Below are 24,996 nucleotides of genomic sequence, written 5' to 3'. Positions count from 1 at the left end.
ACGCAGGCCAGGACGGTGCTCCGGAGGATTGGCCGCCAGCTCGGCGTGCTGCGCCGAACGAGTGAGAGCGGCGGCCTTCTCAGCTTCTCGGGAGGCCGCTGATCAGGCTCTTGAGGCGGCCCGACACTCCCGGACGCTGGGCGCGCCTGACCGCCCTGGCGTACTTGGGAGAGTCCGGGGAGTAGAACCAGCGGAACCACGGCGAGCCGGGGCGGGCCAGCCGCAGCCCGCCGACCAGCGAGAGGAAGGGGACCAGCAGACCGCCGATGCCCAGCACCAGACGCCCCTTCAGCACCGCCGTCAGCGCCAGTCCGAGCTGAAGCGCCAGGACACCGGCGAAGTACAGCGCGCTTTCGCCCTGGCGCCGGGCGAACGGGTTGGTCGCCACCAGGCCCAGCACGCCGAGGCAGGCGACCCCGACCACCGCGTCCACCGACTTGCGGCCTTCCTGCTCCCAGTAGACATCCGTGAGGTGCAGCCACAGGGCGAACTCGTCCAGGGTGAGCGCGGCGCCGACTCCGAACAGCGCGGCCAGCAGATCGCGCGGGGTGCCGTGCGGTTCGAGCACGAACTCCAGCGGGGCGGCGACCAGTATCACGAAGATCCCCGGCACCAGGTGGTGGATGTGGACGCCGTCCATCTCCACATTCCCGAAAGGCCCTCGTCCGGAGCGGATCAGCCGAACGACCAGCCGCGTCACCATGAACGTGACCACGAAGGCGAGCAGCATGAACACCAGTGCCGAGCGCCCGCTCCCGACGGAGAGGTACAGGTGCACCGGGCCTCCCTCGGGGCGTCGACGGATCGTGGCGCCTTTAGAAATTACCTCTTTCCCTGCTGAATTCGTCCTTTCGGCCAGGGCGAGTCGAGCCGAACAGCGAGCCGTTCGGCCGGGCTTCGGGAACGTCGGGGAGGGGATTGGCTATCCTGGTGCCCTCGACGGCGGAGGGGCTCGCCGTACAACCGCGACCGCTTGTCCGGTCGCCAACGGTCCCTACCTGGCGGTCGTCGCACCCGGCGACCCGGACTCTCAGGTGGGAGACAGATGACCCGGTCACCGCAACGGCAGTGGGACGTCCTCGCCGTCATCGCCCTCGGCGGCGGCCTGGGCAGCGTCGCCCGCTACGGGCTCGCGCAGGCCTGGCCCACTCCGGCCGGGGGCTTCCCCTGGGCCACGTTCAGCACCAATATCCTCGGCAGCCTCGCCCTGGGCGCGCTGATGGTCTACGTGCTGGAGGTCTGGCCGCCCTCCCGCTACCGCCGCCCCTTCATCGGCGTCGGTGTCATCGGCGGCTTCACCACGTTCTCGACCTATATGGCGGAGACCCGCAGTCTGATCGCGGCCGGGCGGCTCTCGGTGGCCGATGCCTATGCCCTGACCAGCCTGATCGCGGGCCTGGCCGCGGTGTGGACCGGGATCGTGCTCGCGCGCCGCGCCGCCGGGCTGCCGGTACGGCGCGGACCGCGCCGCCGCTCCCGGCCGTTCCCGGCCGCCCCGCCGGTCCCACCGGCCCCACCCGGGGCGCCCACCCCGTCCGCCGCGCCTGCCGCCCCCTCCGTCGAAGCCGAAGGACGTCCGCGATGAGCCCGAGCCTGCACCGGCACCGACCCGAGGAAGCGGCGCCAGCGCGTGAACCCCGCGAGCCGCTGCAGGGCCGGGCCCTTCGCCTGACCGCCTACCTCGGCGACGGCGACCAGTACCGGCACCGGCCGCTGTACACCGAGATCGTCCACCGCGCGCACCGGGCCGGTCTGGCCGGGGCGAGCGTCTTCCGCGGCATGGAGGGCTTCGGGGCAGGCTCCCGGATCCACACCAGCCGGTTGCTCGACCTGGCCGAGAACCTGCCGGTGGCGGTGGTCCTGATCGACACCCCCGAGCGCGTCCGCGCCTTCCTTCCCGAGCTGCGGGAGCTGGTCGGCGACGCGCTGGTCACCCTGGACGAGGTCGAGATCCTGCAACCGGAACCGGAGCCCAGCTGATGCCCGTGCTGCTGGTGTTCCTCGGCGGCATGGTCGGCGCCCCCCTGCGCTATCTCGCCGACCGCACCGTGCAGGCCCGGCACGACGGTGTCTTCCCGTGGGGCACCTTCGCGGTCAACGTCGCCGGCTCGTTCGTGCTGGGCGCACTCGGCGCGGCCACCGCGCACCACCACCTGCCGGCGGATGTGGGTCTGCTCCTCGGCACCGGCCTGTGCGGGGGGCTGACCACCTTCTCGACCTTCACCTTCGAGACGATCCGCCTGTTGGAGGACGGCTCGCTGGCCGAAGCCGGGCTCAACGCCGTCGGCAGTCTCGCCGTCGGCCTGACCGCGGCGGCGCTGGGCTACGGGCTGCTCACCTGGCTGTGACGTCCAGAGAGAATTCGAGCGGTGACTCCCGGGGACGGCGGGCGGCGTGAGGCCATATCGGTCCCCTGTGTTATGTCCTACTATGAAGAGCTATGGTGCCCTGCTGTCTTTCCCTTTCGGAAGGGGTGCACTGTGCGACGTCAGAACTGGACTCCCGGCTGGATAGACCTCGACACGCCCAACGCCGCCCGGATGTACGACTATTACCTCGGCGGTTCGCACAACTTCGCGGCCGATCGCGAGACGGCCCGCAAGGCGATCGCACTCTGGCCGGAACTCCCGATGATCATGCGCGCGAACCGGGCCTTTCTGCGGCGCTCCGTCCACTACCTGGCGGGCGAGGGAATCACCCGTTTCCTGGACATCGGCTCCGGCATCCCAACGCTCGGCCCGGTGCACGAGGTCGCCAGGGAGGTCCACCCCGAGGCCCGGGTGGTCTACGTGGACCGGGATCCGGTGGCCGTCGCGCACAGCCGGCTGCTGATCGAGGACGACCCGCAGAGCCAGGTGGTCGAGGCGGACCTGACCGACCCCGGGGACCTGCTCTCCCAGCCCGAGGTGCAGGAGCTGCTGCGTCCCGGCGATCCCGTGGGCGTCCTGCTGGTGGCGGTGCTGCACTTCGTCACCGACGCCCAGGATCCGCACAAGATCGTTGCGGTGCTGCGGGACGCGCTGCCGCCGGGCAGCGCCCTGGTGCTCTGCCATGCGGCCCTTGAAGGCCGTCCCGACCAGGCAGGACCGCACCAGGAGATCTACTCGCGCACCGCCACCCCGCTGACCATGCGTACCCAGGAGCAGATCACTGCGTTCTTCGACGGCTTCGAGCTAGTCGAGCCCGGCGTCGTGTGGTTGCCGCAGTGGCGTCCTGACAGTCAGAGGTCCGTCGGTTCCCATCCTGAGCGGATGACCGGCCTGGTCGGGGTGGGGCGTCGTCCGTGACTGCTGCGCCGGTCACAGCACGCGGCTCGGCCGCGGACTTCCACGAGGCCTGGGAGGAACTGCTGCACGGGCAGGGCATGGCCATGCACCCCCGGACGCTGCGCCGGATCGCCGCGAGCACCTCCGGGCTGCTGCACCGGGCCAGGGACGAGACGCCGTTCGACCCGGCACTGGCCGAGGAGGCCGCCGCGGTACTGGTGAACGCGCAGTTCACCGATCCGCAACTGCTCGCCGAGGCGGTGGAACTGCTGCAGACGCAGCTGGTGCCGGACGAGCGCGGGCCCGACATCTGCCAGCCCGCCCTGGCCGGCGCGTTCGCGGCCGGCTGGGCGGCGGCGCTGCGCGACCGGACCCTGCGCGACCAGGAGTCGATCCGGGTGGCGGCCGACTCCGCCCGCCGGGAGGCCGAGCAGGCACTGCACGCCTCGGAGGCCCGGTTCCGGGCGCTGTTCGAGAACGCGGCGATCGGTATCGGGGTCGGCGACGTGGAGGGCAACATCCTGGCCGCCAACCGGGCCCTGCTGGAGATGTTCGGAGCCCGCCTGGAGGATCTGCAGGGCCGCAAGGTGAACGATCTGGTGCATCCGGAGGACTCCCCCGACGTCTGGGGCGCGTACGACGAGCTGATCGGCGGCAGGCGCGAGTGCTTCCAGTGCGACAAGCCGTACTACCGGGGCGACGGCGAGGTGGTCTGGACGCATCTGACCGTCTCGCTGATCAGGGACGAGGACGGATCCCCGTGCTACCAGGTCGCGATGCTGGAGGACATCACGGACCGCTACCGGCTGCAGGAGCGGCTGCGCCACCAGGCCACGCACGACCCGCTGACCGGGCTGCCCAACCGTGCGGCCTTCTTCGAGCACCTGGAGGAGCTGTTCGACAAGGCCGGTCCGCACACCCGGTTCGGGCTCTGCTACGTCGACCTGGACGGCTTCAAGGTGGTCAACGACAGCCTCGGCCACGACAGCGGGGACCAGCTGCTGGTCGAGGTGGCCGCGCGGCTCAAGGCCGCGCTGACACCGATGGGGCACCTGGTGGCGCGGCTGGGCGGCGACGAGTTCGTGGTGCTGCTGGAGGACAGCGGCGGAGAGCACGAAGCGGTCGCCGTGGCGAGGACCGTGCTGACCGCGCTGGACGATCCGGTGCTGATCGGGGGCCACCGCCTCGCGGTCGGGGCCAGTATCGGCGTGCTGGAGCGCCCGGTGGCCACCACCACCCCGGACGCGGCCGTCCGGGCCGCTGACCTCACCCTGTACCGCGCCAAGGAGGCCGGTCGCGGGCGGTGGACGCTCTTCGACGCGCAGAGCAACGCCCGCGCGGTCAGCAGGTACACGGTGTCCGTGCGGATGCCCGTGGCGCTGGAACGCGGCGAGTTCTTCATCGACTACCAGCCGCTGCGCTCGCTGGCCGACGGATCGCTGGTGGCGGTCGAGGCGCTGGTCCGCTGGCGGCACCCGCTGCTGGGCGTGCTCGGCCCGGACGAGTTCATCGCCACGGCGGAGGACACCGGGCTGATCCTGCCCCTGGGCCGCTGGGTGCTGGAGCAGGCCTGCGCCCAGGCGGCGGGCTGGGTGCACAGGTTCGGCTCCGCCGCTCCCCAGCTCAACGTCAACATAACGGCCCATCAGGCACGGAACCGGGGCCTCGTGATCGACGTCGACCGGGTCCTCCAGGCGACCGGTCTCGACCCGGCGCTGCTGCAGCTGGAGATCACCGAGAGCACGGCGGTGGGACCGCAGGACGAGTCGCTCGGCGTGCTGCAGGAACTGGTGGAGCTGGGGCTCTCGCTGTCCGTGGACGACTTCGGCACCGGCTGGTCCAATCTGGCCTATCTGCGGGACCTGCCGGTGTCGGCGCTGAAGCTGTCGGGTTCGTTCGTCGGAGACCTGAACGAGTCGGAGCAGCCGACCGAGGCGGAGTGCGTGGGCTGGCGGATCGTCAGCGGCATGGTGTCGCTGGCGCACACCCTCGGGCTCACCCTGACCGCCGAGGGCGTGGAGACCGAGGCCGCTGCCGACCGACTGCGGATGCTGGGCTGCGACTGGGGCCAGGGCTGGCACTTCGGCCGACCGGTACAGCCGGACCAGATCGACCGTCTGATCGCCGCTGCTCACATAGTGTAGTCAAACTGGGTTCTTTGACCGAAAAGTGACGAAAATCCAAGAAATCTCTTGACTCTGCGTGAGGGAAGTCGCGATGATGAGTGCCTGGCACCGCGACAGCGCGGACAGTACATATGCCAGTTTGGTGGTCGACGCTTCGGCGTCCGAGATCGACCGGTAGCCCGGGGGAACGGCTACCAAGGGGCCTGGGAACGGCTTCGAGCCACGTCACCGCTCCGTCGATCGTCCAGTCGTACACCGGGGCTGCCCTGCGCCTCGACCTCCCAGGGCGCACCCGGTGAAGCACGGTGGTGCCGCCGATGCGACCTGCCGTCATCCCGTGCGGAGAGGCTGTCTCCGATGAGCACCACCCTGCCCAGAACAACCACGCCCGCAACCGCTTTGCCCTCAGCCGGCGGGGGCTCGACCGCCCTGCGTGGCAGCAGCTCCGGCCGCCGAAAGAGCGATCTGGCCGCGAACCGGCCGCCGATGCGGCGCCGCGCGACCGACCTCCCGCAGATCCGACACACCGTCAGCCTGGTCGTCCCCGCGCACAACGAGGCCCGCAACATCCCCTGGGTCTTCGAGCAGATCCCGCGCTGCGTCGACGAGGTCCTCCTCGTGGACGGCTCCTCCAGCGACGCGACGCTGCGGATGGCGGCCCTGTGCCTGCCGACCGTGCGGATCGTGCAGCAGCAGGGCCCCGGCAAGGGCAACGCCCTGCGCACCGGCTTCCTCGCCGCCACCAGTGACTACGTGGTGATGATGGACGCCGACGGCAGCATGTGGCCCGGTGAGATCCCGCACTACCTGCACTTCCTGGAGCACGGCTATGACTTCGTCAAGGGCTCCCGGTTCGTCGCGGGCGGGGGCTCGCTGGACATCACCCGATTCCGCTCGCTCGGCAACCGCGTCCTGCTCGCCGTGGTCAACCTGCTCTACGACGCCGCGCTGACCGATCTCTGCTACGGCTTCTGCGCCTTCCGCCGGAGCCTCCTGGACGAGCTGGACCTGTCCGCGTCCGGCTTCGAGATCGAGGCCGAGATGATCGCGCACGCCCTCCGCTCGGGACTCCGGATCGCCGAAGTGCCGAGCCTCGAACTTCCCCGCCGCAGCGGGCGCTCGCACCTGCACGCCGTCTCCGACGGCCGCCGGGTGCTGCGCACCCTTGTCGCCGAGCGCCCCGGCGCCCGGTCCATGGCACCCGCGGCGGCGGGGGAGAAATGATGAACGGCACCGACCGGTGCACCGCTGCGGCCTGCCCCTGCCTCGCCGCCCGCGAATCGCCATACACACCCGTACGTGTCGCGCTGTGCTCGCCGGGCGGACTCGGGCCGATCGACGGGGACGGGTACGTGTTGGCGTTGGTGCGGCCGTATGGACACCCGCTCGGACTGGTCACCGCCACCGGCACACCCGGCGAGCCCGCCGGACTGCGCCGGGCGCCGGCCGGTGCCGCCGCTCGCGAGCACACGTCAGGGATGCCGCATCGAACTGGGGAGCTGAGCCCGCCATGTCCGCGCCCGGAACCACCCTCTCCGTGGTCATCTGCGCCTACACCACGGATCGTTGGGACGACCTGTCCGCAGCGATCGAATCCGTCCAGGCCCAGCGCGAGCCCGTCGACGAGCTGCTGCTCGTGGTGGACCACTGCCCCGAGCTCGCCGCCCGGGCCAGGGCCGAGATGTGCGGGGTGCGCATCGTCACCAACCGGGAGCGCCAGGGCCTCTCCGGGGCCCGCAACAGCGGGGTGGACGTCGCCTGCGGCGACGTCGTCGCCTTCCTGGACGACGACGCGGTCGCCGACCCGGACTGGTCCGGCCGGCTGCTCTCCGGCTACCGCGATCCGCGGGTGCTCGGCGTCGGCGGCCTGGTGCGCCCGTGGTGGGAGACCGGCCGACCGGCCTGGTTCCCGCCCGAGTTCGACTGGGTGGTCGGCTGCTCCTACCGGGGGTTGCCGCAACACCGTTCCGCCGTCCGGAACTTCATCGGCGCGAACATGTCCTTCCGCCGCTCCGAACTGCTGGCAGTCGGCGGTTTCCGTACCGACCTGGGACGGGTCGGCAGCCGACCGCTGGGCTGCGAGGAGACCGAACTGTGCCTGCGGGTCAGCGCCCACAACCCCGATGGCGTACTGCTCTACGAGCCGACCGCAGCCGTCCGCCACCACGTTCCCCGGGCCCGCACCAGCTGGGCCTACTTCCGCTCGCGCTGCTTCGCGGAGGGCCTCTCCAAGGCCGCGGTGGCACGCCACGCAGGCGCCGGCCCGGCCCTCGCCAGCGAGCGGACCTACCTGCGCTCGACCATCCCGCATGCCCTCGCGCGCGGACTGCGGTCCCGTGCGGGCACGCACCGCAGTACGGTCGTGGCTCTGGCGACCGGGGTCGGAGCCACCCTGCTCGGCTACGGCACCGGCCGGCTGCGCGGCACCCCGCGCGACGGTCGCCGCGACCGCGCGGGCCCGGCGGCCAGAGGTGCGCCATGAGCGCCGTACCGGTCTTCATGAGCGCCGTACCGGTCTTCCTGTACCACTCGGTCGCGGAGGATCCACCGGCCTGGATCGCTCCGTACACGGTGACGCCGCGCGCCTTCGTCGAGCAGCTGGACCGGATCGCGGACGGCGGACTCACCGTCGTCCCGCTGCGCCGCCTGGTCTCCGCGCAGCGCGGCGGGCCGCCGCTGCCGCCGCACGCCGCAGTGCTCACCTTCGACGACGGATACGCGGACTTCTACTGGACCGTCGCCCCGCTGCTCTCCGGCCGCGAGCTGCCGGCCACGCTCTACATCACGACGGGGGCGATCCACCCTCCCGGCGGAAGACCCACCGGCAGTCTGCTGCCCCCCGCCGCGATGCTGAACTGGCGTCAGGTCTCCGGCCTCGACGCCTACGGGATCGAGATCGGCGGCCACTCGCGGACGCACCCTCAGCTGGACACCCTGCCCGGACGGCGGCTGTGCGAGGAGATCGTGCTCTGCAAGCGCGAACTGGAGGACGCGGTGGGCCACGGGGTGTCCTCCTTCGCCTACCCGCACGGCTACTCCAGCCAGGCAGTACGCCGCAAGGCACGGAAAGCCGGCTGGACCTCGGCCTGCGCCGTCGGCCACGCCTTCAGCTCGCCGGGCGACTCCCCGATGCGGATCGCCCGTCTGATGGTCGGCGCCGACACCACGCCGGAACTCTTCCAGATCTGGGTGGAGGGACGCGGCGCCCCGGTGGCACCGATCCCGGAGCGGCTACGGACCAAGGGGTGGCGCGCCTACCGACGCATCCGCGCGGGTCTGGGCCACCCGGTCGCCGGCTAGAGCCTGTCCCAGCACCGCCAGCCACCGTCACGAGACATGAAGGCCTCCCAGATGTGAGGGAAGGAGTGTGATCCGGGTGTGCACTGCGGCAGGCGCGGTCTTCCTCGCCCAGCATCTGGGCGCGCGGGACGTCGGCGGCCGTCGGGTGGTCGAGGTCGGCTCCCGCGACGCGCGGGGTGCGGTCCGTTCCATCGTGATGCCGCTGCGCCCGGCCGAGTACGTCGGCGTCGACATGGCTTCCGGTCCGGGTGTCGATGTCCTGTGCCCTGCCGAGCAGTTGATCGGCCGCTTCGGGGAGTCCTCGTTCGACGTGGTGATCAGCACCGAAATGCTCGAACACGTGAGGGACTGGCAGGCGGTGGTCCACAACCTGAAGGGGGTCCTGCGCGACCGGGGACTACTGCTCATCACCACCCGCTCCCGCGGCTTCGAGTACCACCCGTACCCGTTGGACTTCTGGCGCTTCGAGGTGACCGACCTGGCCGCGATTTTCGGAGACCTCGGAATCGAGGTGCTGAGGCGGGACGAGGAGTTCCCAGGTGCGTTCCTTCGCGCCCGTCGACACAACCCGTTGGTCGAGCGGGATATGTCCGCCTATCCCGCCTATTCGATCGTCAGGCGGCACCAGGCCCGCACCATCACCCCGCTCGATGTCGCCGCAGCGCGCCTGCTGAGCGCAGGGAAGGCCGCTACCGGACACATGTTCCCGCTCGCCGCCAGAACGGCGACCAGACGGGTCATCAATCGCCTGGCCACCAGATGGGAACCGTCGGGATGAATGCACCGGCAGGACGGGTCTTCTTCCGCACCACCGCCGTGCGGCGCTCGCCCACGGCCGTGCTGCTGACGGCCGTCCGCCAGTACGACCCCCTGCTGCGCAACGGACACCTGCTGACGGTCAGCTCACTGCTGACTGCCGGAGTCGGAGCCGCCTACTGGGCACTCGCCGCCCACCTGTTCGGGCCCGGGTCGGTCGGCCGCGGCTACGCCGCCGTGTCCGCGATGATGTTCCTCGGCGGGATCGGGCAGCTCAACCTGGTCAACACGATGATCCGGTTCGTCGCGCCCGCGGGGGCCCGCACCGGCCGACTGGTCGCCGGGGCCTACCTCGCGGCGGTGACCTGTGCGCTGCTCCTCGGCGCCGGATTCGTCCTGCTGATCCCGCGGTTGGCCTCAGGTCTGTCCTTCCTGCACACCCCGCTCGTCGGCGCCGGGTTCGCCGCCGCCACCGCCGGCTACGCACTCTTCGTCCTCCAGGACGGGGTACTGACCGGGCTGCGCCGGGCGGACTGGGTGGTCGCCGAGAACGCCCTCTTCGCAACGGTGAAGGTGCTGCTGCTGGCACTGTTCGCGGCGGCCGGTCCGCTGAGCGCGATCCTCGGGTCCTGGGGAGTCGGTCTGGTCGTCTCCCTCGTCTTCACCAACACCTTTCTCTTCGTCCAGGCGATCCCCCGGCACCTGCGGCGGGCCCCGGCCGAGCGTTCCGCACCGGCCGTGCCCACCGTGCGGTATCTGGCCGCCGACTGGACCGCCTCGATGTGCTGGCTGGCCGCCACCACTCTTCCCCCGATCATCGTGCTGGACCGCCTGGGCGCCGCCAGGAGCGCCTACTTCTCGATCGCCTGGCTGGTGGCCTACGCGCTGTACCAGTTCGCGATCAACATGTGCGCCTCGCTCATCGTCGAGGCGACCGGCTCTCCCGGCGAGCTGCGGCGCCACTGCCTGCACGTGCTGCGCCACTCGGGCTCGCTGCTGGCGCTCGGGACGCTGCTGGTCGCGGTCGCGGCCCCCTGGCTGCTGGCCGTCTTCGGCCCCGCCTACGCAAGTGGCGGAGTGGTGGCGCTACGACTCCTCGCCCTGTCGGCCCTCCCCAACCTGGTGGTGTGCGTCGCGGTCGCGGTCTGCCGGGTGCGGCGCCGGATGCGGGTCGTCGTCGCGTCGCTGGCCGTGCAGGCGATCCTGGTGCTGGGTCTGACCGTGGTGCTGCTGCGACCGATGGGCGTCGCCGGCGCCGGGATCGCCTGGCTCGTGGCGCAGTGCGTGGTGGCGGGCGGCCTGCTGTGGCGGCGCTCGTGGTGGCTGCCGGAGCCCGCCGCCGAGGGATCGGCCCGCGAAAGCGCCACCTCGCCGGTAGCGGTCCGCCGGACAGGGCCTGGTTGGATGCCGCTGCGCGGCCTGCTGCCCATCCGCCGGCCGGGACTGATCTACCGGCCCGCCGCCCGGCTGACCGCCCGCCGGCTCGCCCTGCGGATCGACCCGGTCGACGCTCCCTCCCTGCACCGATCCCCGCAGGGGCGCTCGGACGTCCTGGTGTTCCGCCTGGAGGATGCCGGGGCGCCGGCCCTCGCCGTCAAGCACCCGAGGAACTCGCGGGCCTCGGCGACCCTCGCCCGCGAATGGGACGTGCTGCGACAACTGGAGGCGGACCCACGGCTGGGTGAGTGGCGGCGTCTGCTGCCCCTGCCCGTCTCCAGGCAGCTGGACGAACAGCTGCCGATGGTCACCCAGTGCTGGCTGCCCGGCGTCAGCGCGGAGGACTACCTCAGGAAGTTCCCCCGGCACACCCGGCAGGTGGCGGCCGCCTCGCTCACCGCCGTGCACGGGCTGCACCGGGCGACCGGGCGCGCGGAGCGCGTCAACGGCCGGATCGACGAGTGGGTCGGGCCCCGCCGGGCCGTCCTGTCCGACCAGATCGAATGGTGCCGGGCGGGCCCGGGAGCGGCTGGGCTGGACGCGCTCAGCGACCGGGTGCACGAGGAACTGGCGGGCCGGCCGATGACGATCGCCTGGATCCACGGGGACTTCGCGCCCGGCAACGTCCTGCTGGCCGAGAACGGCAACCGGGTCACCGGCCTGCTCGACTGGGGCGGTGCCGGCGCGGACGCCCCGGCCGGCATCGACGCGCACACCTTTGTCCTCGCGCTCCGCTGCCGGCTGGCCAACCGGTCCTGGGGCAGCCTGGTCACCGAAGTCCTCCGCGCGGGCTCGCTGCCGTCCGAGGACCGCGCACTGCTCGACGCCGCCGGAGTCGACGATGCCCTCGGACGCACCGCGCTGCCCCTGCTCGCCTGGCTCTGGCACGTGTCGTCGAACCTGGACAAGTCGCCCCGCTACGGGCGCAGTCGTTGGTGGGTGGTGGCCAACGTCGTCCCCGTCCTCTCGGAGGTGGCGCGATGGCCGGAACGCTGAGGTCGCCGCCGGTGGACACAGCCGGGGCGCCGCGACCCGAATCGGCGCCACCCGAACGGGCCGACGAAGCACGCCGGCGCCACGTCCGGACGAAGTCGAGCCGCTCGACGACGGCCCGCACGATCGTGAGCCGCGCCGTGCCGCCGGTGGCGATCCTGCTCTGGTTCCTGTCGCTGCGCCGGGTGCACCTGGAGCGGATGGGCGACCTCGGCCTGCTGGAGGTGCTGCCGGTACTGTTCTGGATCGCGCTGGGCCTGCTCACCCTCGGCTTCGTGGTCACCCTGCGCGCCGAGCGGGTCGGCCGCGTCTGGCCGGCGGTGTACGTGGTAGCGCTGATCGCCATCCTCCACGCGACCCCCAGCGTGCTGTACCCCACCCTGCGCTACTCGTGGGCCTGGAAGCACGTCGACGTGGTCGACGCCCTGCTGCGCAACGGTGGGGCGGTGCCCCATCCCGGCTGGCTGGACATCTACAACCAGTGGCCGGGCTTCTTCGTGGCGAACGGACTCGTCCTTCGCTTCACCGGCCTGCACTCGGCGATGGGCTACGCGCACTGGGCCACGCCGGTCGCCAATGTGCTGCTGATCGGTCCGCTGCTGCTGCTGTACCGGACGATCACCCATGACCGGAAGCTGATCTGGGGCGCGGTCTGGATCTTCTTCTCCTGCTCGTGGATCGGCCAGGACTACTTCGCCCCGCAGACCTTCGGCTTCCTGCTGTTCGTCACCGTGATCGCGCTGGTCCTGAAGCAACTGCCGACCCAGGGGCCACCGGGCGCGCATCCCGTGCACGCCTGGGTGGCGCCGCATCGGCCTGCTCGCGGGAGCTCGGGTGGCGGCTGGCGGCCGGGCCTGTTCGTCATGGTGGTGCTGATGGAGGCCGTGCTCGTCTCCTCGCACCAGCTCACCCCGCTGATGCTGATCGCCACCCTGACCGTGCTCTCGCTCCCGCGCCGCAACCGGGGGACCGTGCTGCCCGTCCTGGCCTGCGCGGTGCTGCTCCAGGCCGTCTGGTTCTGCACCGTGGCGCGCCCGTACATCACGGCGAATCTCGGGAACTTCATCAAGGCGGTCACCTCGCCCGACTCCAATGCCCCGACCTGGCTGACCGGGCTCGGCACCCCCGCACCGGGCCAGATCCTGCTGGCCTGGGTCGACCGCAGCCTGTCGGCCGCGGTGATCCTGCTGGCCGTGATCGCGCTGTTCCGCCGACCTTGGACCCGCCGCACCGCGCTCCCGCTGCTCGCGGTCGCGCCGTTGCCGATGCCCGCCCTGAACAGCTACGGCGGCGAGATGATCTTCCGCGCGTTCCTGTTCTCGCTGCCCGCCACCGCGATGCTGATCGCCGCCCTGGTCATGCGCGCCAGGCCGCCGATCCGGCTGAGAGCGGTGGCGTCGTTCGTCCTGCTGCTGTGCTTCCTCGGCGGCCTGGTGTTCGGCTACTACGGCAAGGAGCAGATGGAGTACTTCACCGCCAGGGAAGCCGCAGCGACCGCCTATCTGGACCGGGTGGCACCGACCGGATCCACGATCGTCTCGGTCACCAACAACATCCCCAACATCGACAACGACTACGACCTGCACAACCGGGTGGTCATCGCCTGGAACTCGACGCAGAACCGGCGCTTGCTGCTCCGCGACCCACTGGCCGGCCTGGAGGAGGCCGTGGCCCTCGACGCGCCGCCGGGCCCGGTGTACCTCATCCTCAACCGAGGCCAGACCGCGGAGTGCTACATCACCGGCGTGCTGCCGGCCAACACGGTCAGCAGGCTGGAGGCCGCGGTCGACCGGTCGCGGATCTTCGCCCCGGTCTTCCGCAACGCCGACGCGGTGGTCTACGTGCTCGTGGACCGCACCGCCCCCGCGCTGCAGCCACGTCCTCAGCAGGCGAAGCAGTCCCAGCAGTCCCAGCAGTCACAGCAGCAAGGAGGAGGACGCTGATGTCCTGGATCCTCGCCCGGTACGGGCTCGTTCTGTCCGGCTGGTTGGCGCTCGCCGCTACCACCCTGCCCGCCGGGCTGATGCCCCTGCGGGCCGTGGTCACGGCCGCCTTCCTCCTCGTCTGCCCCGGGGCGGCAGCCCTGCGGCTGACCCATCCGACCCATCACGGGCACGGGCTGGAGCGGCTCGAGTTCGTGGTCCTCAGCGTGGCGTTCAGCATCACGATCGACACGCTGGTCGCCGAGGCGTTCTTCTTCAGCCACTCGATCAGCACCATGCGCGCCATCGGCGCCCTTGCCGTCCTGACCTCGCTGATGGCGCTGTATCCGGTGCGCGACCTGTGGCTGCACGCCAGAGCTGCGGCGGCCGACGGACGGCGGGAACGGAGACTGGGGCCATGAGGAAGGTGCACCCCTCCCGCGCCGCGCGGCGCAGCGGCCGAGGCCGGGGACCAGGCCGGGGCCGGGGCCGGGGCCGCGTCGCCCGGGCTGTCGGGGCCGGCCTGCTGGCTCTGGTCGCCGCCGCCGCCGGTTGCTCGAGCGGCGGCCCGGGCCCCCAGCCGGACGCGGCCGGTTCCTGGCATCTGGTCTTCAAGGACGACTTCACCGGCTCCACCCTCGACACCTCCCGCTGGGCCAAGTGCTACGACTGGAACAACCACGGATGCACCAATGCCGGGAACCACGAGTCGGAGTGGTACCTCCCCGGACAGGTGTCGGTCGGAGGTGGCGCCGCCACGCTCAGCGCCACCCGCACGGCCACCACCGGGTCCGACCGGCGCACGTACGGGTGGGCCTCGGGAATGATCTCCACCGGGCGGGACAGCTGGGACGGCACGCCGAAGTTCACCTTCACCCACGGCTACGTCGCGGCGGGAGTCCAGGTACCCGCGCAGCAGGGCATGTTCCCGGCGTTCTGGCTGATGCCCGCCTCGCGGGTCGCCCCGCCGGAGCTCGACGTGGCGGAGTTCCTCAGCACCTCGCACAACGTCCAGATGACGGTGCACTGGAAGGGCGCGAGCGGCAAGGACCAGTTCCAGGCCGGGACCTTCGGGCCGCAGGACTTCCCTTCCGGGTACCACGTCTTCGCACTCGACTGGGAGGCGGACTCGCTCACCTGGCTCGTCGACGGGGTGGCCCGGTACTGGGTGACCGACCCGTCGAAGATCCCGAACGTCCCGATGGAGATCCTGTTCGACCTCGCCGTGGGCGTCCCCATCCAACCGCCGGCCTCGGTGAACTCGGCACAGATGAAGGTGGACTGGGTACGCGTCTGGCAACACTGACGGGACATCCGACAGCCTGGGCCGGCAACGCGGCAAGCGGAGGTGCCGGGCGGTGGGCGCCCGAACCCTATCGCCCCCCAGGCCGTAAGCCGGACAGGTCGTAAGCTCGTGTGCTCGTCCCGGCGGACGTGGCGCAGCGCGCGCAGGTAGCCCACGGGCCCGTAGAGCAGGCCCAGCAGCTCGGTCGCGGAGAGCCGCCACGACCAGTCGGCGTCCAGGCTCGGCCGGGCGCGTGCGCGGTCGGCGGCGAAGGCGACGCCGCGTGGGAGCCTGCGCAGCAGCGCGGGCACCATCTGCGGCTCGCGGGCGACGGAGGCGGCGAGGTAGGCCCCGAAGCCGGCGCCGTAGCCGAACGCCTGCGTGGCCAGCGCGTCGTCGGTTCGGCGGTTGCGGTGCCAGACCACGGCGTCCGGCGCGTAGGCGACCGTGCGCCCGTCGGCCAGCACCCGGAAGAAGGTCAGCAGGTCCTCGCCGCCCCGGGCCCGGGTGCCGGGGCCAGTGGCCAGGTCGAAGCCGCCCAGGTCCCGCAGCAGGTCGGTCCGCACGGCCATGTTGGCGCCGGAGCCGAACCGTCCGGCGGTGAACGGGAAGAGCGGGTCGGCGGGCGGGTCGTCCAGCGACCACCGCTTGGGGGCGAAGCCCTTGCCGAAGTCGCCGTGCCGCGCCAGAGCGGCCTGGGCGGCGGTCTCCAACTCGGCGGCCAGGATGAGCCCGGTCACGCAGCCGATCGCCGCCGACTCCGCGAAGGTCTCCGCAGTCGCGGCCAGCCAGGCCGGATCGACCAGGGTGTCGTCGTCGGCGAAGGCGATGATCCGCCCGCCGGCCGCCGCCAGGGCCCGGTTGCGCGCGCGGGACAGGCCGGCGATCGGTTCGCGCAGGTAGCGAACCCGGCCCGGATACCGCTCGCGCACCATGCGCGCCGAGTCCTCGCTGTGCGGGGCGTTGTCCACGACGATGACCTCGAAGTCCGGATACTCCACCCGGAGGATCGAGTCCAGGCAGTCGCGCAGCATCATCGGCCGGTCGTGGGTGCCGACGACGACGCTGATCGGCGTCGCGTCGCGGAGGACCTCCGCGCGGGCCGCGAGGCAGCGGTGGCCGGGACCGCCGTCGAGTGCCTGCTCCCGGTCGGCCGTCAGGTGGCGGTCGATCGCGCCGGCGAGCTCGCGCTGAGCGGTTTCGAGCACCTCGCGGCGCAGCACCTCGGCGTCCTCGGCGACGACGTTGACCAGACCGAGCGGATGCCCGTGCAGCCGGACCAGGACCAGCGCCGGTCCGTAAGGGGGGACAGCCGCAGCGCCGGTGGGCTGCAGCGGCGCTCGTTGTTCGGCGAGTTCCATGTCGAGCACGCGGACCGGGCGGTAACGCTCAACCACCGTGGCGTGCGTACCGTTCAGCGTGGCACCGGGAGACCTACGACCTGGGGAGCGATAGGGCTCGGGCGCACGCCGCCCGGCACCTCCGCTTGCCGCGTTGCCGACACGCCCGAGAAGCGCCGCTACGAGGGCGCCCCGGCGCCTTGCCATCGAAGGCAGCAGACGGCGAGCGCTGACCCGAGCCCTATTGCTCCCCGGGTCGTCTCCCAGGTCGTCAGTACCGGTCATCACTCCTCCGCCCGGACGGGGCCCTCCAACCAGGGTGCACCGCGCGAGGCCTTGGGGCATATTCTCCGTTCGCCAACGAACCGATGTCTCCGGGGCGGGGCGTCAGCCGCTCCGCCAGCGCGCCGCCTCCTCCAGGACGGGGGCCACGTTGCGGGCCACCCACCAGCGGCTGCGGGCGTAGCGGGGGGACTTGGCCACGTTCGCCCAGACGTGCCACAGCCAGGTCAGCAACGGCAGTTCGAGGCCGGTCCAGGCCTCCGTGCGTCCCGCGGCCTGATCCCTGTCCGCACGGCTGTCGGCGATCATGCGCAGCTCGGCGGGTTCCAGGGAGCCGGCCCGCAGCACGCTCCTGACCGCGCTCCCGAGCTCCTGACCGCCGAGCAGGCAGCGGAGCGTCAGCACAAAGGTGCACGCGTCGATCTCCGAGGGCCCGTCCGCCCGCGCGCCGCCCCAGTCGACCACCCCGGTGACCCGGGTGCGGTCCTCGCTCAGCAGGATGTTGCCGGGAGCGAAGTCACCGTGGGTCCATGCGACGTTCATCGTGCGGCCGGTGAGGCCCCGGCGCAGCCGCTCGCCCAGTGCTGCCAGCCCGGCTGCGCCGGGGCCGGTCCTGCACCACCCGATCTCCTGCGCGAGGAGTTCCAGCGGCTGGTCCACCCATTCGCCGATGCGACCGTCGGCGCACTCCGGCCGTCCGGTCGCCCGGTGCAGCTCGGCGATCGCGTCCAGCGACAACGCGGTCACCTCGCGTCTGGCGTGGGGGCACCGCCTGAGCTGCGAACCTGCGTCCACGCCCGGGAGCCAGACCTGGGTGATCAGCGGCAGCGGATCCTCGAGCCGGCGGGACACTGCGGTCGGCACCAGTCGGCGCCACTCCCCCAGCCGGTCGTCGTCCGCCAGTTGCCGCAGCACGTCCCACTCCTGGGAGAGGGCGTCCACGGCGCGGGCGTTCCTGGCGTGCTTGACGGCGAGCGACGGTGTCGCCGCCTCGTCCAGGCGAAGCACCAGGACATCCGCGACGCCCGCTGCGCTGCGGCGTAGGACCGGGACGTCATCGGGGCGGACCTGCCGGGCGATCCGACGGGTCGTCAGCCGGTCCACCGGCCCTGACAGCGGCCACGGCCGGCGTATCGGCTGCAGCCCCCGGATCAGCGTCAGCGCGGGCAACGCGGCGCGGGCGGCCCGCTCCGGGGAGCGGCCTGATGCGGCGGGCCGTGCGGGTTCGGCCGGTTCTGCCGGCGCAGCGGGTTCCACGGGCACAGCGGGTTCCACGGGCACAGCGGGTTCGGCCGGTTCTGCGGGCGCCACGGGTATCGCGGCTTCTGCGGGTGCAGCCGGTTCTGCCGACGCAGCCGGTTCTGCCGGCGCAGCCGGTGGCAGCCACCACGCGTGGCGCCAGAGCAGCACGCCCGCGACCGTGCACTGGGCGATGAGCCAGGCCAGTCCCCCGCCTGTGATCCCCATCGTGGGCAGCAGCACCAGGGTGAGCCCCAGCACCAGGACGGCCAGCGCGACGAGGACGCCGACGACGACGCGCATCCGCCGGCGCACCCGGGACACCGCGATCACGACGGTGACCAGGAGGTTCGGGATCGCCGAGAGCGCCAGCAGCCGCAGGACCACGGTGCCGCCCCGGGCGTAGGCGTGGCCGAAGAGGTCCAGCAGCCAGGGGGCCACGACCACGGTCAGCAGTACCGCCGCGCCGAGCAGTCGGCCGACGTGCCGCAGCACCTGGAGGCTGTGCCGCCGCAGTCGGGCGGGGTCGTCCGCCGCCTCGACGACCAGGGACGCGCACATGTTGATGGCGAAGAGGTACAGCGCATAGGCCACCAACCAGGCGACGGAGTAGTACGCGCTGTCGGCCGCGCCGAGGCGGTTGAGCACGATGACCGGCGGCAGCGTGATGCAGGCCAGCCAGCACAGGGAGCCGATCCAGTCGGCGGCCAGGTAGCCGGGGGTGGGTGCGGACGGATCGGCGCGTTCCCCGGCGGCCTGCCGCTGGTGCCTGGGGATCGCGCGCCCGAAGACGAAGGTGTTGGTGAGGACGAGGGCGACGGCGAGCCCCACCGCCCAGGAGCCGAGGATCCCGGTCGTCGCACCGGCCACCGCGAACACGCCCAGGCAGACCAGCTTCACCACCGAGAAGGCGGCGTTCTCCAGCACCACCCAGTCGGCCCGGCGTAACCCGGTCAGCACGCCGTCCTGCAGCACGAAGATCGCGTATCCGGCCGTGCCGACAGCGAAGCCGGCTCCGAGCAGCGGCGTGCGCAGCAGGCCGAGAGCCGGTGCGAGCCGGGGGATCAGCAGGACGAACCCGGCGCCGAGGAGGAGGCCCGCAGTGGCCGCCGCCAGATAGGCGCGGACCACCAGCCGGCCCGTCCGACGCCCGGCCGTCGCGACGAAGCGAACCATGGTGTTGGCCAGGTTGAGCTGCCCGACCCCGGCCAGGAACATCAGCGCGGAGATCGCCGAGTAGGTGCGGCCGACCCCGGCCGCACCGAAGAGGCGGGCGGCGAAGACCCAGTACACGGCGCCGATCCCGGAGGTCACCATCGAACTGGCGGTCAGCAGATGGCCGTTGCGCAGCACCGGGTCGTACCTGCGGGCGAGTGCCAGCAGGGCCCCGATTCCTGATCGCCTCGGCTCGGGGTGCTGAGCCGAGGCCTGTCCCACCGGTAGGTTCACGGGGCCGGCTCCCCGTCGCCGCGGGCCGCCGGGGCCGTCCGGACCAGTGCCAGGTCCGCGGACGCCAGGCGGGCGATCCTGGCAGGCAGACCGGCCCGCCCGGCCTCCGGCACCGCGAGCAGGGCCAGCAGGGCCCGGGTGCCGGGCGAGTGCCGCGGAGGTCGGCAGAGCGGGCAGCCGCCGGGCCGGTGACCGATCAGCTGCCCCACCACCTGCGCGAGCCCGGCCTGGTAGCTGCGGCGGGCCACCGGCACTCCGGCGGCCACGACCTCGGCCGCGGCATTGCCGGGGGCGGCGCCGTGCCGGGCCCAGCGCAGGAGTGCGATGTCGGCGACACCGTCGCCCACGGCGAGCAGCGGAGCCGACGAGTCGTCACCGAACTGCCCGAGCAGGGCCCGCACCCCGCCCACCTTGTCGACGCCGCGCGGCACGAAGTCCGTCTGCGCGTCGCCTGGCACGACGTCGAAGAGGGCACCGAATTGGTGCTCGTCGAGCAGCGCCGCGACCGTCCGCGCGGGCAGCCCGGTGCGGCGGGTTCCGTCCTGGACGGAGGCACGGACGCACCACCGGGAGAGCGGATCCACCCGGACCGAGGGCAGCTCGGAGAGCCGCGCGCGCAGGCCACCGTCGTCGGCCTGCTCCCGCTCGGGCGGCAGTACCACCTGCGTGGTGCCGGTCGCGGCGTCGAAGCAGACGGCTCCGTACTCGGCCACGCCACCCGCCAACCGGTAGGCGGCGCACCGGTCCTGGACCTCGGGCAGCGAACGGCCGGTGGCGACCATGGTCCGGTAGCCGTGGGCCCGCAGTGCGCGGAGCACGAGCATGCCCTGCGGCGACGAGGCCGGAAAGCCCATGACGTCCGACTCCAGCACGCCGTCGACGTCGAGTACGCACCACGGCCCCTGCGGGTCGCTCTCCAGGTCGGCGAGGAACGCCCCGGCGAGGAAGCGTTGCACCGCGCGGGCCTGGGCCCGCCGCACGTCCGCAGGCCGGCTGAGGTTTCGGGCCTGCACGACCCGGAGCAGGCACCAGCGCGCCGCGGAGATCCGGCGGCCGGTCAGCTTCCGGTAGTCGGCCAGCAGTTGCTCCTCACCGCCGATGCCGCCGTCGGCGAGGTCCGCCGCACCGGCCAGGTCGTAGGCGGCGTCGTAGCTGGCGAGGTTGAGGTTGCTGAAGGCACCCTCCGCGAAGTCCGTCTTCGCCCAGCCCCCGGCCGCGTCGGCGACCCAGCGCTCGGGCGCCGTCCGGCCGTCCACCAGGCACGGCTGCTCGGCCGTGAGCAGCGACTTGACCAGCGGATGGACCAGGGCCGGTCGCAGGACGACGTGCGCACGGCCGAAGACCGGGGCCAGCACACGCGCCGCCACCTCCCACACCGGTTCGCGCCCGGCGAGCCGCAGGCTCCGGTCCTCCGGTACGGCGAACCGCTCCTGACGGGCCGCCACATATCGGGCCACCTCCATCGTCTCGACGCTCGGGGCGGCGACGCCCGGCGCGCCGACTCCCGCGTCGGCGGCCCCACCGTCCTCCCCCGGCAGCCGTTCCCTCAGCAGGACGCCGTCGGCGAAGCCGTACACCTTGGGGACCAGATCCGTCAGGGTCGTGGCGAGGGTGACGGCGTGGCGTCCGAGGTAGCCCACTCCTGACCACTGGGCGACCATCGGCAGCGAACGCCTTCCGGCTGAGGGCGATTCGACCTGCACGGTCACCGGAACCGCGAGATGCGCCTTGCGGGAGAGCCTGCTCGGCTCGCCGACCTCGATGCCGGTGACCTCCTGCCCGGAGGCGAGCATGCCCGGCAGCAGACTGCGGAGCGCGTCGGCGCGCAGCCTCCCGTGGACGTGCCAGGCGGGCCCAGGCAGGACCACGCTGCGGTACCGGTCCAGTACCGGCGGCAGCGTTGCGCCGTCGTCGAAGGTGGCGAACAGGGGGACGACCGCGTCGGCCGGGAAGCCGTCGCGTTCGGCACGTGCGGCCACCGCGGCAAGCGAGCCGCCGCTCGCCGGCGGATCGTCGACCACCAGGACCATGCCGCCACGGCGGAGGACCTCCCTGGCCACCGCCGCGCGGCCGGGGAGCAGCGCCAGGCCCGGACGGGTCGTGCCGACGGCCACTCGGCGATGGCCCAGCTGCCGCAGGGCCGCGCCGACGAGCGGAGCGAGGTAGCTACCGGAGGTGCGCACCCCGACCACCAGCAGCGGGCGTTCACGATCCGGATGCTCGGTGGCGAAGCGCCGGGCGAGTTCCACGAGGTCCTGCGGGTGCTGGTCGAAGCTGCAGAAGGAGGCCGGTGGCCGGAGCAGCGAGTCGCCGAGCAGACGGGCGCCGGCAGGTGCCTCCGTGAGCAGCCCGCCCGCTCGGTGCACGCTGCGGCGGACCGCCTCCTCCTGCGCGCGGTGCTCTGCTGCGCTCTTCTCCGCTGTGTCTTTCTCCGCCGCGCCGTTCTCCACTGCGGCACCGACCACGAGCCCCGCCAGCGCGTCGGTGATCTCCGACATCCCCCTGCTCCAGGCGTGCAGCCCGCGCACCGGAGGAACGGCCAGGAACGCCTCCGTGGTCGCGTCGAGGACCTGCCCGGCCGAGCGGAGCGTCGTCCCCGAGATCCGCCCCCCGGCTGCTCCGTCGAGGTGCTTCACCAGTCGGCGCGGGGGCCAGGAGGTGCCCTGGAGCAGGTCGTCGACCACCTGGACGATCCCGGCTGCGAGCAGGAAGGCGTCGAGCCACTGGCCGCCGTCGGCGGCGGCGAGCAACCGGGCCATGAGCTCGTCGACGTCGGCGTGCAGATCCGCCGGGACGGGGCCCGTCACGTGCGCCTCCGGCAGCGAGGCCCGCTGCCGAGCAGAGCGCGGACACGACGTTGAACCTGCATCAGCATCCTCCCGCACGGGCTTCCTTCATCCAGGGTGCACCGTGCAGGGCCGGGCAGCATATCCTCTGTTCATTCTCCGTTCATTTTTGCCCCGTTCGTCTCGGTATCGGGGATCAACTCAGCTTCCGTACACCGGCTGCGGGGGCTCGGCCTCGGCGAGGAGCTTCGCCACGGCGTCCCCGGCCTCGGCCGGGGTCCAGCGGGCCCCCTTGTCGGCGGTGGGGCCGGGGCGCCAGCCCTCCATCACGGTGATCCGGCCGCCCTCGGCCTCGAAGACGCGTCCGGTGACGGTGGCGGCGGCCGAACCGAGCCAGACCACCAGCGGGGACACGTTGTCCGGGGCCATGGCGTCGAAGTCCCCCGCGCCGGGCGCGGCCATGGCAGCGGCGAACGCCTGTTCCGTCATACGGGTGCGGGCGGCCGGAGCGAGGGCATTCACCAGGACGCCGTAACGGGCCAGTTCCGCGGCGGCGACCAGGGTCAGGCCGAGTATTCCTGCCTTCGCCGCTGAGTAGTTGCCCTGGCCGACGCTGCCCAGCAGGCCCGCCCCCGAACTGGTGTTGACGACCCGGGCGTCGGGCGCGCGACCGGCCTTGGCCTCGGCGCGCCAGTGCGCGGCCGCGTGCCGCAGCGGCAGGAAGTGCCCCCTGAGGTGGACCCGGATCACCGCGTCCCAGTCGTCCTCGTCCAGGTTCACCAGCATCCGGTCGCGCAGGAAGCCGGCGTTGTTGACGAGGGTGTCGAGGCGGCCGAACGAGCCGAGCGCGGTGGCGACGAGGGCGCGGGCTCCCTCGGCGGTGGCGACGTCGTCGCCGCTGGCGACGGCCTCGCCGCCCAGGGCCCGGATCTCCTCGGCCACCTGCTCGGCGGGACCGGCCGAAGTCCCCGCACCGTCGACGGCGACGCCGAGGTCGTTGACGACCACCCGGGCGCCCTCGGCGGCGAACGCGAGCGCGTGCGCACGGCCGAGGCCGCGTCCCGCGCCGGTCACCACGACGACGCGTCCGCTGCACAGTCCGGTCATGAGACTCCTCCCGAGTGGTTGGTCATCGAGTGGTCGGCGGTGGCCGCGTCGAGGAAGGCGGGGCGCTCCCCGCCCCCGTGGACGTGCAGGCTCGCACCGGTGACGTACCTGGCCAGGTCCGAGGCGAGGAACAGGCAGGCGTCGCCGATCTCGGCGGGCTCCGCGAGACGGCCCAGCGGCACGGTGCGGCCCACGGCGGCGACGCCGTCCTCGTCGCCGTAGTGCAGATGCGCGAGCTCGGTCCTGACCATGCCGAGGACCAGGGTGTTCACCCGCACCAGCGGCGCCCACTCGACGGCCAGGGACGCGGCGAGGTTCGCCAGCCCGGCCTTGGCCGCTCCGTAGGCGGCGGTGCCCGGCGAGGGCCGGGTGCCGCTGACGCTGCTGATCATGACGATCGCTCCGCCGCCCCGCTGACGGCTCATCATCTCGTGGGCGGCGAGCGACGCCGTCATCGGCGCGACCAGGTTGAGCTCCACGGTCCGGACCGCGGCGCGCCTGGAGTCGACCCCGGTGAGCGGCTGGAACGGGGTCCCCCCGGCGTTGTTCACCAGCAGGTCCAGCCGCCCGTACGTGGCACCGACCTGCGCGAAGAACGCGCTGACCGCATCGGGGTCGCGCAGGTCGACCGGGTAGAAGCCGGCAGTGCCGCCGCCCGCCTCGACGGGCGCACCGGGGGGCCTTCGGGCACAGGTCACGACCTGCGCGCCGGCTTCCAGGAGCCTGCGGACGATCCCCGCGCCGACTCCCCTGGTGCCGCCGGTCACGACGGCCACCTGTCCGGTGAGATCGATGGTGACGGCCAACTCGCACCTCCCGCAGCGGGCGAACCGCTGCTACCTTTCCCCTAACAAACGTTTGGTGGAAAGGTAGCTGATCCGCTGATGGGTGTCTCCACCTCCGCCCCCGACCACTCCGGGGAGAACACGGGCATCGCCGTCGTCACCGTGGACTACCCCCCGGTCAACGCCCTTCCCGTGCAGGGCTGGCACGACCTCGCCGACGCCGTGCGCGCGGCGGGCCGCGACCCGGACGTGCGCTGCGTGGTGCTCGCCGCCGCCGGGCGCGGATTCAACGCCGGAGTGGACCTCAAGGAGATGCAGCGCACGCCCGGCCACCAGGCCCTGATCGGCGCCAACCACGGCTGCGCCGCCGCCTTCGCCGCCGTGTACGAGTGCGAGGTCCCGGTGGTCGCCGCCGTCCACGGCTTCTGCCTCGGCGGCGGTATCGGCCTGGTCGGCAACGCGGACGCCGTCGTCGCCGCCGAGGACGCCACGTTCGGTCTGCCCGAGCTGGACCGGGGCGCGCTCGGCGCGGCCACCCACCTCGCCCGGCTCGTCCCGCAGCACCTGATGCGGACCCTCTACTACACCTCACGCACCGTCACCGCCCAGGAGCTGCACGGGCACGGCTCGGTCTGGCGCGTCGTCCCGCGCGAGCGGCTGCTCGAAGCGGCGCTGGAACTGGCCCGCGAGATCGCCGCCAAGGACGGCTCGCTGCTCCGGCTCGCCAAGGCCGCCATCAACGGCATCGACCCGGTCGACGTACGCCGCAGCTACCGCTTCGAGCAGGGCTTCACCTTCGAGGCCAACCTCAGCGGCGTAGCCGACCGGCACCGGGACGCCTTCGTCTCGTCGTACGGGACATCGAACCGGACCTCGAACGGGACCTCGAATATGACGGGGGAACAGCGTTGAGCGACAAGACC

The 24,996-nt window shown here is 72.4% G+C and carries 20 protein-coding genes and 1 pseudogene; 14 read left to right on the top strand and 7 right to left on the bottom strand.

Translation table 11 applies throughout. The features are described 5' to 3' along the window. Positions 1-79: 79 nt before the first annotated feature. A complete protein-coding gene (locus tag ABIA33_RS29745; RefSeq protein WP_370085763.1) occupies positions 80-778 on the bottom strand; it encodes a hypothetical protein in 699 nt (232 codons plus the stop codon). A 267-nt stretch (positions 779-1,045) separates the two neighbouring features. Here ABIA33_RS29745 and crcB (ABIA33_RS29740) point away from each other — a divergent pair, with 267 nt between their 5' ends. The 12 genes from crcB (ABIA33_RS29740) (at position 1,046) to ABIA33_RS29685 (ending at position 14,222) form a co-directional block, all read left to right on the top strand. Further along, entirely contained in the window at positions 1,046-1,585 is a 540-nt protein-coding gene (gene crcB, locus ABIA33_RS29740; protein WP_370085762.1) for a fluoride efflux transporter CrcB, read from the top strand. Then, positions 1,582-1,980: a DUF190 domain-containing protein gene (locus tag ABIA33_RS29735; protein WP_370085761.1), complete on the top strand. Its 399-nt coding sequence runs from the start codon at positions 1,582-1,584 to the stop codon at positions 1,978-1,980. Before crcB (ABIA33_RS29740) ends, ABIA33_RS29735 begins: the two co-directional genes overlap by 4 nt. After that, positions 1,980-2,348, top strand: coding sequence for a fluoride efflux transporter CrcB (crcB, locus tag ABIA33_RS29730; protein WP_370085760.1), 369 nt, complete (start codon positions 1,980-1,982; stop codon positions 2,346-2,348). The genes ABIA33_RS29735 and crcB (ABIA33_RS29730) overlap by 1 nt, the downstream gene beginning before the upstream one ends. Positions 2,349-2,480: 132 nt before the next feature. Continuing rightward, the gene (locus ABIA33_RS29725) at positions 2,481-3,287 is read left to right on the top strand and encodes an SAM-dependent methyltransferase (protein ID WP_370085759.1); all 807 of its coding nucleotides are present in this window, start codon (positions 2,481-2,483) and stop codon (positions 3,285-3,287) included. Beyond that, a complete protein-coding gene (locus tag ABIA33_RS29720) occupies positions 3,284-5,410 on the top strand; it encodes a putative bifunctional diguanylate cyclase/phosphodiesterase (protein WP_370085758.1) in 2,127 nt (708 codons plus the stop codon). Before ABIA33_RS29725 ends, ABIA33_RS29720 begins: the two co-directional genes overlap by 4 nt. A gap of 339 nt (positions 5,411-5,749) precedes the next feature. Then, the gene (locus ABIA33_RS29715; protein WP_370085757.1) at positions 5,750-6,616 is read left to right on the top strand and encodes a glycosyltransferase family 2 protein; all 867 of its coding nucleotides are present in this window, start codon (positions 5,750-5,752) and stop codon (positions 6,614-6,616) included. A 286-nt stretch (positions 6,617-6,902) separates the two neighbouring features. Next, entirely contained in the window at positions 6,903-7,874 is a 972-nt protein-coding gene (locus ABIA33_RS29710; RefSeq protein ID WP_370085756.1) for a glycosyltransferase family 2 protein, read from the top strand. Next, entirely contained in the window at positions 7,871-8,692 is an 822-nt protein-coding gene (locus ABIA33_RS29705; protein WP_370085755.1) for a polysaccharide deacetylase family protein, read from the top strand. The genes ABIA33_RS29710 and ABIA33_RS29705 overlap by 4 nt, the downstream gene beginning before the upstream one ends. Before the next feature lie 76 nt (positions 8,693-8,768). Continuing rightward, positions 8,769-9,470, top strand: a complete 702-nt coding sequence (locus tag ABIA33_RS29700; RefSeq protein ID WP_370085754.1) for a class I SAM-dependent methyltransferase — start codon at positions 8,769-8,771, stop codon at positions 9,468-9,470. Beyond that, positions 9,467-11,881 carry a phosphotransferase gene (locus ABIA33_RS29695; RefSeq protein ID WP_370085753.1) on the top strand — a complete coding sequence of 805 codons (2,415 nt, stop codon included), beginning with the start codon at positions 9,467-9,469 and terminating at the stop codon, positions 11,879-11,881. Before ABIA33_RS29700 ends, ABIA33_RS29695 begins: the two co-directional genes overlap by 4 nt. Positions 11,882-12,006: 125 nt before the next feature. Continuing rightward, on the top strand, positions 12,007-13,821 hold the full coding sequence (locus ABIA33_RS29690; protein WP_370085752.1) for a glycosyltransferase: 1,815 nt from the start codon (positions 12,007-12,009) through the stop codon (positions 13,819-13,821). Continuing rightward, the gene (locus ABIA33_RS29685; protein ID WP_370085751.1) at positions 13,821-14,222 is read left to right on the top strand and encodes a hypothetical protein; all 402 of its coding nucleotides are present in this window, start codon (positions 13,821-13,823) and stop codon (positions 14,220-14,222) included. Before ABIA33_RS29690 ends, ABIA33_RS29685 begins: the two co-directional genes overlap by 1 nt. A 241-nt stretch (positions 14,223-14,463) precedes the next feature. Here the strand turns inward: ABIA33_RS29685 and ABIA33_RS29680 are convergent, their stop codons facing one another. Then, positions 14,464-14,658: a hypothetical protein gene (locus ABIA33_RS29680; RefSeq protein WP_370085837.1), complete on the bottom strand. Its 195-nt coding sequence runs from the start codon at positions 14,656-14,658 to the stop codon at positions 14,464-14,466. Here ABIA33_RS29680 and ABIA33_RS29675 point away from each other — a divergent pair. Continuing rightward, complete coding sequence (locus tag ABIA33_RS29675; RefSeq protein ID WP_370085836.1) at positions 14,624-15,106, top strand: family 16 glycosylhydrolase; 483 nt, start codon at positions 14,624-14,626, stop codon at positions 15,104-15,106. The two genes, ABIA33_RS29680 and ABIA33_RS29675, sit on opposite strands and share 35 nt — an antisense overlap. A gap of 368 nt (positions 15,107-15,474) precedes the next feature. Here ABIA33_RS29675 and ABIA33_RS29670 read toward each other — a convergent pair. The 5 genes and pseudogenes from ABIA33_RS29670 to ABIA33_RS29650 form a co-directional block, all read right to left on the bottom strand. Next, positions 15,475-16,446: pseudogene (locus tag ABIA33_RS29670) on the bottom strand (glycosyltransferase family 2 protein); the annotation flags it as partial. Positions 16,447-16,812: 366 nt separating this feature from the next. Beyond that, complete coding sequence (locus tag ABIA33_RS29665) at positions 16,813-19,395, bottom strand: hypothetical protein (RefSeq protein ID WP_370085750.1); 2,583 nt, start codon at positions 19,393-19,395, stop codon at positions 16,813-16,815. After that, positions 19,392-22,202, bottom strand: a complete 2,811-nt coding sequence (locus ABIA33_RS29660; RefSeq protein WP_370085749.1) for an HAD family hydrolase — start codon at positions 22,200-22,202, stop codon at positions 19,392-19,394. The genes ABIA33_RS29665 and ABIA33_RS29660 overlap by 4 nt, the downstream gene beginning before the upstream one ends. Before the next feature lie 180 nt (positions 22,203-22,382). Further along, the gene (locus ABIA33_RS29655) at positions 22,383-23,288 is read right to left on the bottom strand and encodes an SDR family oxidoreductase (protein WP_370085748.1); all 906 of its coding nucleotides are present in this window, start codon (positions 23,286-23,288) and stop codon (positions 22,383-22,385) included. Next, on the bottom strand, positions 23,285-24,094 hold the full coding sequence (locus ABIA33_RS29650) for an SDR family oxidoreductase (protein ID WP_370085747.1): 810 nt from the start codon (positions 24,092-24,094) through the stop codon (positions 23,285-23,287). The genes ABIA33_RS29655 and ABIA33_RS29650 overlap by 4 nt, the downstream gene beginning before the upstream one ends. A gap of 78 nt (positions 24,095-24,172) precedes the next feature. Between ABIA33_RS29650 and ABIA33_RS29645 the strand changes: the two genes are divergently transcribed. Beyond that, the gene (locus ABIA33_RS29645; protein WP_370085746.1) at positions 24,173-24,985 is read left to right on the top strand and encodes an enoyl-CoA hydratase family protein; all 813 of its coding nucleotides are present in this window, start codon (positions 24,173-24,175) and stop codon (positions 24,983-24,985) included. The last annotated feature ends 11 nt before the right edge of the window (positions 24,986-24,996 follow it).

The organism is Streptacidiphilus sp. MAP12-16 (assembly GCF_041262165.1).
In the GTDB taxonomy this organism is placed as follows: domain Bacteria; phylum Actinomycetota; class Actinomycetes; order Streptomycetales; family Streptomycetaceae; genus Streptacidiphilus.
Note: the sequence above shows the minus strand (reverse complement) of the source record. Positions and strands in the feature narration are given on the sequence as shown.

Bases quoted from the DNA above. Each gene is read 5' to 3' on its own strand.
- ABIA33_RS29655 (WP_370085748.1), bottom strand. From the start codon at position 23,288: ATGACCGGACTGTGCAGCGGACGCGTCGTCGTGGTGACCGGCGCGGGA.
- ABIA33_RS29695 (WP_370085753.1), top strand. From the start codon at position 9,467: ATGAATGCACCGGCAGGACGGGTCTTCTTCCGCACCACCGCCGTGCGG.
- ABIA33_RS29710 (WP_370085756.1), top strand. From the start codon at position 6,903: ATGTCCGCGCCCGGAACCACCCTCTCCGTGGTCATCTGCGCCTACACC.
- crcB (WP_370085760.1), top strand. From the start codon at position 1,980: ATGCCCGTGCTGCTGGTGTTCCTCGGCGGCATGGTCGGCGCCCCCCTG.
- ABIA33_RS29735 (WP_370085761.1), top strand. From the start codon at position 1,582: ATGAGCCCGAGCCTGCACCGGCACCGACCCGAGGAAGCGGCGCCAGCG.
- ABIA33_RS29685 (WP_370085751.1), top strand. From the start codon at position 13,821: ATGTCCTGGATCCTCGCCCGGTACGGGCTCGTTCTGTCCGGCTGGTTG.
- ABIA33_RS29705 (WP_370085755.1), top strand. From the start codon at position 7,871: ATGAGCGCCGTACCGGTCTTCATGAGCGCCGTACCGGTCTTCCTGTAC.
- ABIA33_RS29715 (WP_370085757.1), top strand. From the start codon at position 5,750: ATGAGCACCACCCTGCCCAGAACAACCACGCCCGCAACCGCTTTGCCC.
- ABIA33_RS29645 (WP_370085746.1), top strand. From the start codon at position 24,173: ATGGGTGTCTCCACCTCCGCCCCCGACCACTCCGGGGAGAACACGGGC.
- ABIA33_RS29675 (WP_370085836.1), top strand. From the start codon at position 14,624: ATGATCTCCACCGGGCGGGACAGCTGGGACGGCACGCCGAAGTTCACC.
- crcB (WP_370085762.1), top strand. From the start codon at position 1,046: ATGACCCGGTCACCGCAACGGCAGTGGGACGTCCTCGCCGTCATCGCC.